The organism is Terriglobales bacterium, from assembly GCA_035937135.1.
Classification (GTDB): domain Bacteria; phylum Acidobacteriota; class Terriglobia; order Terriglobales; family Acidobacteriaceae; genus DASYVL01.
In genome coordinates, this window is record DASYVL010000165.1 from 18,978 (window position 1) to 27,896 (window position 8,919).

The 8,919-nt window shown below is 65.1% G+C and carries 6 protein-coding genes, 2 tRNA genes and 1 riboswitch; of the genes, 4 read left to right on the plus strand and 4 right to left on the minus strand.

Annotated features, from left to right (window positions below; translation table 11 throughout):
• Positions 1-84 precede the first annotated feature (84 nt).
• Positions 85-1,650 carry a UbiD family decarboxylase gene (locus VGQ94_09600; protein ID HEV2022772.1) on the minus strand — a complete coding sequence of 522 codons (1,566 nt, stop codon included), beginning with the start codon at positions 1,648-1,650 and terminating at the stop codon, positions 85-87.
• A gap of 101 nt (positions 1,651-1,751) precedes the next feature.
• On the opposite strand from VGQ94_09600, the gene VGQ94_09605 reads away from it, so the two are divergent.
• The 4 genes from VGQ94_09605 (at position 1,752) to msrA (ending at position 6,604) form a co-directional block, all read left to right on the plus strand.
• Positions 1,752-1,826: transfer RNA gene (locus tag VGQ94_09605), tRNA-Gly, on the plus strand.
• A gap of 51 nt (positions 1,827-1,877) precedes the next feature.
• Positions 1,878-1,996: riboswitch (SAM-I-IV-variant riboswitch) on the plus strand.
• Between the two features lie 92 nt (positions 1,997-2,088).
• On the plus strand, positions 2,089-5,544 hold the full coding sequence (metH, locus tag VGQ94_09610; GenBank protein ID HEV2022773.1) for a methionine synthase: 3,456 nt from the start codon (positions 2,089-2,091) through the stop codon (positions 5,542-5,544).
• Positions 5,545-5,642: 98 nt separating this feature from the next.
• A complete protein-coding gene (msrB, locus tag VGQ94_09615; protein HEV2022774.1) occupies positions 5,643-6,092 on the plus strand; it encodes a peptide-methionine (R)-S-oxide reductase MsrB in 450 nt (149 codons plus the stop codon).
• A gap of 17 nt (positions 6,093-6,109) precedes the next feature.
• The gene (gene msrA / locus VGQ94_09620; protein ID HEV2022775.1) at positions 6,110-6,604 is read left to right on the plus strand and encodes a peptide-methionine (S)-S-oxide reductase MsrA; all 495 of its coding nucleotides are present in this window, start codon (positions 6,110-6,112) and stop codon (positions 6,602-6,604) included.
• A gap of 513 nt (positions 6,605-7,117) precedes the next feature.
• Here msrA and VGQ94_09625 read toward each other — a convergent pair.
• The 3 genes from VGQ94_09625 to VGQ94_09635 form a co-directional block, all read right to left on the minus strand.
• Positions 7,118-7,207 (minus strand) — tRNA-Ser (locus tag VGQ94_09625).
• 62 nt (positions 7,208-7,269) lie between these two features.
• The gene (tadA, locus tag VGQ94_09630) at positions 7,270-7,728 is read right to left on the minus strand and encodes a tRNA adenosine(34) deaminase TadA (GenBank protein ID HEV2022776.1); all 459 of its coding nucleotides are present in this window, start codon (positions 7,726-7,728) and stop codon (positions 7,270-7,272) included.
• Positions 7,729-7,745: 17 nt separating this feature from the next.
• The gene (locus VGQ94_09635; GenBank protein ID HEV2022777.1) at positions 7,746-8,894 is read right to left on the minus strand and encodes an agmatine deiminase family protein; all 1,149 of its coding nucleotides are present in this window, start codon (positions 8,892-8,894) and stop codon (positions 7,746-7,748) included.
• Between the last annotated feature and the right edge of the window lie 25 nt (positions 8,895-8,919).

Sequence of the window (8,919 nt, forward strand, 5' to 3'; positions counted from 1 at the left end):
ACGTGACGCAGGTCACGGTGTCGAGGGCCTCAACAGCAGGTTCCTCGCTGCGCTCGGAATGACAAACCTAAAGGGACTAGCGGATCACTCAATCCCCAGGTCCTTCCACTTCTTGTCCACCGCCGCCTTGGTCTTTTCGTCCATGCGGATCTCGTCCGGCCAGGGGCGGGTGAAGCCCTCGGCGCGCCACTTGCGGGTGGCGTCCACGCCCATCTTGGAGCCGTAGTCGGGCAGACGCGAGGCGTGGTCGAGCGAATCCACCGGGCCCAGCGTGAACTGGATGTCGCGCTCCGGGTCAATGTGATTGAGCGCCTTGAGCGTGACCTCGCGCAGGTCCTGCACGTTGACGTCCTCGTCCACCACGATGATGACTTTGGTGAACATGGCCTGGCCCAGCGACCAGATGGCGTTCATCACCTTGCGCGCCTGCCCCGGGTACGACTTGCGGATGGAGACCAGCATCAGGTTGTGGAAGATGCCTTCGAGCGGGAGGTTCACGTCCACCAGCTCGGGGATGGTCACGCGCATCAGCGGCAGGAAGATGCGCTCCACCGCCTTGCCCATCCAGCCGTCCTCCATGGGTGGCTTGCCTACGATGGTGGTGGAGTAGATGGGATTCTTGCGGTGCGTCACACAGGTGACGTGGAAGACCGGGTACTGGTCCTCGAGCGAGTAGAAGCCGGTGTGGTCGCCGAAGGGGCCCTCGGTGCGCAGCTCGTCGAGCTGCACGTAGCCTTCGAGGACGATCTCGGCGGTGGCCGGGACTTCGAGGTCCACGGCCTGGCACTTCACCAGCTCGACCGGCTGCTGCCTGAGGAAGCCGGCGATGAGGAACTCTTCGACGTCCGGCGGCGCGGGGACGATGGAGCAGAAGGTCAGCGCCGGGTCGGTGCCGATGGCGACGGCGACTTCCATCTTGCCGGAGGGCTGGCCGGCGGGCGCAAGCACCGAGCCGCCAGATGTGCGGGCCATTACGTCCACTGCCGCCGAGGGAGAAGCCTGTGTGGAAGCGGGCGACTCGCCCGCGCTCGCCGCCCTCCGCAGCATCTCCCGATAATGCTCCGCCCCCACCTTCTGACGCTGCCAGTGCATCCCGGCGGTGCGCTCGTCATACACCTGCATGCGATAGCACCCGACGTTGCGCTTGCCGGTGCGCGGGTCGCGGGTGATGACGCAGGGCAGGGTAATGAAGCGTCCGCCGTCTTTCGGCCAGCACTGGAGAACAGGGAAGTCGAGCAGAGAGAAGCCGTCCCTCTTGATGACTTCCTTGCAGGGGCCGGTGGCCACAGTCTTGGGGAAGAACTTTCCCATGTCGGCGAGCATGGGCAGCATCTTGATTTTTTCCAGCAGGCCTTCTGGCGACTTCACGTCGAGGAACTGATGGATGCGCTGGGCGACCTCATCCAGCGACTCGACGCCCAGCGCCAGGTTCATGCGCCGCGCTGAGCCGAATTGATTGATGAGCACCTGCGAGCCGGGATAACCCTTCACGTTCTCGAACAGCAGAGCCCGTCCTCCGCCGGGGCTTTTCGAGACCCGGTCGGTAATCTCGGTGATCTCCAGGATAGGGTCCACCTCGGCCTTCACGCGCTTCAACTCTCCCGCGCTGTCCAGGGCGGTGATCCATTCGCGAAGGTCGTTGTAGGCCAAAGGGTTCTCCGGTGCGACCGAAGATTATATAGGCCGGGGGGATTCCGGGCCGCTTGGCGAGGCTCGGCGTGGCGATGTTATGCTAATCGGAACGACCGCGAGCGGGAGTAGTTCAGCGGTAGAACGCCAGCTTCCCAAGCTGGATGTCGCGGGTTCGATCCCCGTCTCCCGCTCCACTCGCCATGTTTTTGGGGGGTTGCATCCCTGCAGCAGCAATGGTAACTTCTAACCTGCATCAGGGAGCGACCCCGCAGAGCGGGGTCCGGCAACCTGGCTTGAGACTGCCAAGGTGCCTAGAGCGCGCAACCGCTCGATGTGCGGGGAGACCCGAAACCCAAGTCTCGCGGAAGAACAAGCCGCCCTGATGCCGGGCGGCGATTTTGTTTTTGGGCTGTTTGTTGCATGTCGCTGATTGCTGAAGGTGATTGCTGAAGACTAATGGCTGACTTCCTCCAAACCGTGCGCGAGCGCGTGGTGATCTACGACGGCGCCATGGGCACCTCCATCCAGGTGCGCCAGACCACGCCGGACGACTTCTGGGGCTGCGAGGGATGCAACGAGGTGCTGGCGCTGAGCCGCCCTGACCTGATTCGCGACATCCACGCCGGCTTTCTTGAGGTGGGTTGCGACGTCATCGAGACCAACACCTTCGGCGCCACCCGCATCGTGCTGCAGGAGTACAGCCTGGAGACGCAGGTGGGCAGCATGAACCAGGCGGCGGCGCAGATCGCGCGCGCGGTGGCGGATGAGTTCTCGACCAAGGAGAAGCCGCGCTTCGTGGCCGGCTCCATGGGGCCGACCACCAAGCTGCCCTCGCTGGGGCACATCGGCTTTGACGAGATGGCGGCGGCGTATCTGGAGCAGGCCAGCGCGCTCATTGCCGGCGGCGTGGACATCCTGCTGGTCGAGACCTGCCAGGATGTGCTGCAAGCGAAAGCGGCGCTGGCCGCCGTCTTCGACGCCATGCGGCTGGCCGGCAAGCGCCTGCCGGTGACCGTGCAGGTGACGCTCGAGGCCACGGGCACCATGCTGCTGGGGACGGAAATTGGCGCGGCGCTGACCGCGCTCGAACCCTTCGACGTGGACATCGTCGGACTGAACTGCGCCACCGGGCCGCGCGAGATGAACGACGCCGTCCGCTACCTCTGCCACAACTCGACCAAACACGTCTCCGTGCTGCCCAACGCCGGGCTGCCGCAGAACGTCGGCGGCAAGGCGGTGTACTCGCTCCAGCCGGCGGAGCTGGCGGAGTTCCACTCGCTCTTCATACGCGAGTATGGTGCGCGCATCGTGGGCGGATGCTGCGGCACCACGCCGGAGCATCTGAAGGCGGTGGTGGAGGCGTGCTCGAACCTGGAGCCGGCGAAGCGGGAAGTGCAGCCGCAGGCGGCGGCGTCGAGCGCGTACACCTCCGTCCCGCTCGACCTCGAGCCCAAGCCGCTGATCGTGGCGGAAGAAATGAACACCACCACGCGGGTCGAGACCTTCCGCAATCTGGTGCGCGCCCAGAACTACGACGAGATCCTGGCGGTGGCCAAGCGGCTGGCGAACGAGGGCTCGCACATGCTCGACCTGTGCTGCGCCATCGTGGGCGAAGACGAGAAGGCCTACATCACCGGCGTGCTGGGAAAAATCGCGACGCGCGTGCCGGCGCCCATCCTGGTGGATTCGACCGAGGCTGACGTGGTGGACGAGGCGCTGAAGCGCATCCCCGGCAAGGCGCTCATCAACTCCATCAACCTGGAGGACGGCGAGAAGCGCACCGCGACCGTGCTGCCCATGGCCAAGCGTTATGGCGCCGGAGTCATCGCCCTGACAATCGACGAGCAGGGCATGGCGCTCACCGCGGACAAGAAAGTGGCGATCGCCAAGCGCATCTTCGAACTGGCCACGAAGAAGTACGGCATCCGGCCGGTGGACCTCGTGTTCGACGCCCTTACGCTCCCCATCTCCACCGGACAGGACGAGTACCGCACTGCGGGGATGGAGACTCTGGCCGCGGTCCGCCGCATCAAGCAGGAGCTGCCCGAGGTGAAGACCATCCTCGGGGTCAGCAACATCTCGTTCGGGCTGAACGTGTATCCGCGCCGCGTGCTGAACAGCGTGTTCATGCACGAAGCCGTGGACCACGGCCTCGACATCGCCATCGTTAACTACAGCAAAATCTATCCCTTATACCGGATCCCTGAGCAAGAGGTAGAGCTGGCCCGGCGGCTGATCTTCCACGATACCTCGCAGGGCGACCCGCTACAGAAATATCTGGCGTACTTCAGTGGATTGGAGAACAAACCGGTCGCCGAGCCGGTGCACGTGGAGACGCTGGCGGTCGAGGACAAACTCAAGCACTGCATCATCAACGGAGAGAAGGCGCTGGGCGACGGCAAGCTGCGCCAGACGCTGGAGCAGATCCTCGAAGACGCGCTCCAGCAGTACTCGCCGCTCGACCTCATCAACAACGTCCTGCTGGACGGCATGCGCACGGTCGGCGAGCTGTTCGGCGCGCGCAAAATGCAGCTGCCATCGGTGCTGGATTCGGCCTCGGTGATGAAGCAGGCGGTGGCGTATCTGGAGCCGAAGATGGAGAAGTCCGCCGGGATGGAGAAGGGAATCCTCGTGCTGGCTACGGTGAAGGGCGACGTCCACGACATCGGCAAGAACCTGGTGGACATCATCCTCACCAACAACGGCTACAAGGTGGTGAACCTGGGGATCAAGCAGCCGGCGGACGCTATCATCGCCGCGGCCCAGGAGCACTCCGCCAGCGCCATCGGGCTGAGCGGCCTGCTGGTGAAATCCACGGTGGAGATGAAGTACGTGCTGGAGGACCTGGAGCGGCAGAAGCTTCAGTTCCCGGTGATCTGCGGCGGGGCGGCGCTCACGCGCAAATACGTGGAAGACGACCTGCGGCGGGAGTACTCCTCCGGAGTCTTCTACGGCGAAGACGCCTTCGCGGGACTGCGCCTGATGAACGACCTCACGTCCGGAGAAAGTTTGCGGACCGAGCGGATCGCCGAAGGCCGCAAGGTGAAGACCTATGCCAAGGCCGCTGCCGTGGCTGAAGTCGCCGCCGAACCCGCGCCCGTCCGCCCGCAGCGGGTGGAGATCCCGCGACCGCCGTTCCTGGGCGCGCATGTTGCCAAAGACTTCGACCTGCGCGAGCTCTTCGACTACATCAACGAGACCGCGCTCTTCAAGAACCAGTGGCAACTGAAGACGGCGTCGGCGGAGGACTACACGCGATTGGTCCGCGAGAAGTTCCGCCCCATCCTGGAAGAGTTGAAGCAGGAAGTCCTGGCCGCAGGCTGGTTCGAGCCCAAGGCGGTGTATGGGTACTTCCTCTGTCAGGCCGACGGCAACGACCTCGTCCTCTATGACCCTGCCGACCGCTCCCGAGAGATCCAGCGCTTCACCTTCCCGCGCCAGAGGGAGGGCCGCCGGCTCGCGATCCCCGACTACTTCGCTGAGCGCGGCTCCGGCCACCTGGACGTGGTCGGCATGTCGGTGGTGACGGTGGGGGCGCGCGCCTCCGAGGTCACGCACAAGCTCTTCGAGGCCGGCGAGTACACCCGCTACCTGTATGTGCACGGCCTGAGCGTCGAGACAGCCGAGGCCCTGGCCGAACTCCTGCACAAGCGCATGCGCGAGGAGCTGGGCATCGCCGTGGACGACGCCCCCGCCATCCGCGACCTCTTCCACCAGAAGTATCGCGGCTCGCGCTATTCCTTCGGCTACCCCGCGTGCCCCAACCTGGAAGACCAGGTCAAGATGTTCGCCCTGCTGCACCCGGAGGAGTCCATCGGCGTGCGCCTGACCTCGGGCTTCCAGCTCGAGCCGGAGCAGAGCACCAGCGCCCTTGTGGTGCACCATCCGCAGGCCAAGTACTTTGTGGTGTGAGACCTCGTTGCCGGAAGGCACAGATGCGGCGGCTCAAGCGCGCAAAGAAACTGTAACCTTTGCGCGACGTAGCCACTCTCATGGGAGGAAGGAAATCTATGTCTGACAAGATCCAAAAGCCGGAAGCGGAGTGGCGAGCGGAGCTCACGCCGGAGCAGTACCACGTCACTCGCCAGAAGGGCACCGAGCCGGCCTTCACCGGCGAGTACTCCGAGAGCAAGACGCCGGGGACTTACACCTGTGTCTGCTGTGGGCAGGAGCTGTTCAGCTCGGCGGCGAAATTCGAATCCGGGAGCGGCTGGCCCAGCTTCTGGCAGCCGGTGAAGGACGAGAACGTGGACGAGGAGAGCGACCGCAGCCACGGCATGGCGCGCACCGAGGTGCGCTGCAGCCGCTGTGACGCGCACCTGGGCCATGTCTTCCCCGATGGACCCAGGCCCACCGGGCAGCGCTATTGCATCAACTCCCTCGCCTTGAAGCTCGAGCCGGAGCCAGGGGCGGAGCCCAAGAGCGGGAAAGAAAAGAAAGAAGAGAGCGAAAAGAAATGACTCGGGAAGGAACGGAAATGACGAGCGGGACAGCGGAGAAGACCGAGAAGGCGACCTTTGCCGCGGGCTGCTTCTGGGGTGTGGAGGCGGCGTTTGCGGAGATCGACGGAGTAGTGGAGACCGCCGTGGGCTACTCGGGAGGCCACACCGAGAACGCCACCTATGAGCAGGTGTGCAGCGGCCGCACCGGGCACGCCGAGGCGGTGGAGGTGAGGTTCAATCCCGCTGAGGTCTCCTACGAAGATCTGCTCGACGCCTTCTGGGAGTTGCATGACCCCACCACGCTCAACCGCCAGGGCCCGGACGTGGGCTCGCAGTACCGCTCCGCCATCTTCTTCCGTACGCCGGAGCAGGAGCAGGTGGCGCTTGCGTCGAAGGCGCGGGCGCAGGCTTCCGGCAAGCACCGCAGCACGATCGTCACCGAGATCACTCCTGCCTCGGAGTTCTACCGCGCCGAGGAGTACCACCAGAAATACTTCCAGAAACACGGCGGGGCGGCCTGCCACTTCTAGGGTGCGGTGGCGCCCTCAGACGATGTATTTCGTGGTATGAGGGTCGAGGAGCTTCCTCCCGTGATGTGACGGGCAAGTCCATAACGGAAGGAGAGACTCCAATGTTCAACAATCGCTTTCGATCAGGCCAGCAGCAAGCGTCGCAAAGGCTTCCCGTCTGAGAGCCAAGTAAAGCGCGGCTTTCCGCGTCGTTCACAACGACAAGGAACTCACCGAGAAGCTGGGAAGAAACGACCTGTGTCCGTGCGGCTCCGGTCGTAGATTCAAGAACTGCTGCATGCGGAACGGCCGTTTCGACGGCTCGAACCGCAGCCACTACACACGTGACTAGACAACAAGGGCGCGGCTTCAGGCCGTGCCCTTTCCCCTAGTGCTTGATTCCCCGCCACCCTGCGCTTCGCCACTCGCTCCTTCGCATCTGCTCGGTCGCTCGGGCTCGCGCAGAGTGGCGCTCGGATTTAGGCGGCTGGCCTAGGGGTGGGGTGGGGCGGGGAACGAAAGTGGGGAAGAAACTGGCGGAGAGGGAGGGATTCGAACCCCCGATGCCCTTTCAGGCATGTCCGCTTTCGAGGCGGATCGTTTCAACCGCTCACGCACCTCTCCGGGCCCTACGCGGGCGACGGGACGGCTCGCTCCCGCTCGCCCAAGTCGAATTGTTGAAGGCGCTATCTGTTCCTGCGACTCCGGAAGAACGCTTGCATCAACTCCCCGCAGCGGCCGACCAGCACCCCTGAAGTCACCTCCATTTGATGATTCAACCGTGGGTGGTTCAGGACCTGGAGCACCGAGCTGACGGCGCCGGCCTTGGGGTCGTCCGCGCCGTACACCAGGCGCTTCAGCCGCGCGTGGACGAGCGCGCCCGCGCACATGGCGCAGGGCTCGATTGTAACAAACATCTCGCACTCGTCCAGACGGTGGTTGCCGAGCGCGCGCGCCGCTTCGCGCAGGGCAACGACCTCGGCGTGGGCGGTGGGATCGGAGTCCGCCAGGTTGCGGTTCGCACCGCGGCCGACGATGCGCCCGTCACAGACGATGACCGCGCCCACCGGGACCTCGCCCGCGGCTTCGGCCTTCGCCGCTTCGCGGAGGGCCTCTTCCATCCAGGATTCGTCGGCGGCGCTCATGGAGTCATTCTAGTTGTCTACCCAGCAGGCTGCTGTTGGGTGGTGCAGTGGATAGCGCCCAGTCCCCAGATGAAGTCGCCGCAGTAGATGGGGATGACCAGGCGCCCGGGGAAAAGCCCGGCCAGGATGTTCAAGGCCGCGCGGTCGTTGGAGTCGTTGAAGGTGGGAACGAGCACTATGCCGTTGGCGATGTAGAAGTTGGCGTAGCTGGCGGGCAGGCGCTGGCCGCGGAAGATGACCGGGGCGGGCATGGGCAACTCGACCACACGCAGCGGGCGGCCGTCCTGGTCGGTGGAGGACTTGAGGCGCGCCAGGTTGGCGGTGAGCGGCTGGTGGTTGGGATCCTTGGGATTGCGTTCGACGGCGGCGACAACGGTGTCCGGCGCGACAAAGCGCGCGATGTCGTCCACGTGGCCGTGGGTGTCGTCGCCGACGATGCCGCGCCCCAGCCAGATCACTTTGGTGATGCCCAGATAGTCGGCGAGGACGCGCTCCAGGTCGGCGCGGCCGAGGCCGGGATTGCGCTGCTGCGGGCGGTTGAGCAGACACTCTTCCGTGGTGAGCAGCGTGCCGCAGCCGTTCACGTCAATGCTGCCGCCTTCAAGGACCACCGGGCGCTGCCGCCTGCCGGATTCCACCGCCGGACGCCAGCAGGGAAGTCCGGTGTGGCGAAGAAAAGAAATGATGCGCTCGGCCGCGGCGGCATCCTTGCGCCAGTCGGGATACTTGGCCCAGGCATTGAAGCGCCACTTCACCAGAGCCAGTGCCGAGGGCGGCGTCACGCCAGGCAGCCGGCGCACCCGCGCCGCGCCGGAGCGCTTGCGGGAGACGAACAGGGGAGCGAAATCGCGCGTCCAGCCTCGGTTGGTGGGCCAGGGATGGAAGCGGATATTGGACAGCGGGACATGTGCCCGGCGCAGCACCTCCAAAGCGCTGCGCTTCGCGGCGCCGCTCTGGACCAGTATCTCCACGCGCTCGCCGGCCACCAGGTGGCGGACGATCTCCGCGTACACCCAGGGAATGGCCTCGAACTTCCCCGGCCAGTCGGTGCGGTTGTGCGGCCACCCGATCCAGGTAGCGGCGTGCGGCGCCCACTCGGCAGGCATGCGGTAGCCGAGCGCGGCGGGAGTTGCAGAGGGGGCGAGGGAAGCGTGCGGGTCGGTCATCAATCGATAAAGCGCTGGGTGATGG

What these genes read in the sequence shown, in the direction of transcription:
- metH (HEV2022773.1), top strand. Translation starts at nt 2,089, where the DNA reads ATGGCTGACTTCCTCCAAACCGTGCGCGAGCGCGTGGTGATCTACGAC.
- msrB (HEV2022774.1), top strand. Translation starts at nt 5,643, where the DNA reads ATGTCTGACAAGATCCAAAAGCCGGAAGCGGAGTGGCGAGCGGAGCTC.
- msrA (HEV2022775.1), top strand. Translation starts at nt 6,110, where the DNA reads ATGACGAGCGGGACAGCGGAGAAGACCGAGAAGGCGACCTTTGCCGCG.
- tadA (HEV2022776.1), bottom strand. Translation starts at nt 7,728, where the DNA reads ATGAGCGCCGCCGACGAATCCTGGATGGAAGAGGCCCTCCGCGAAGCG.
- VGQ94_09635 (HEV2022777.1), bottom strand. Translation starts at nt 8,894, where the DNA reads ATGACCGACCCGCACGCTTCCCTCGCCCCCTCTGCAACTCCCGCCGCG.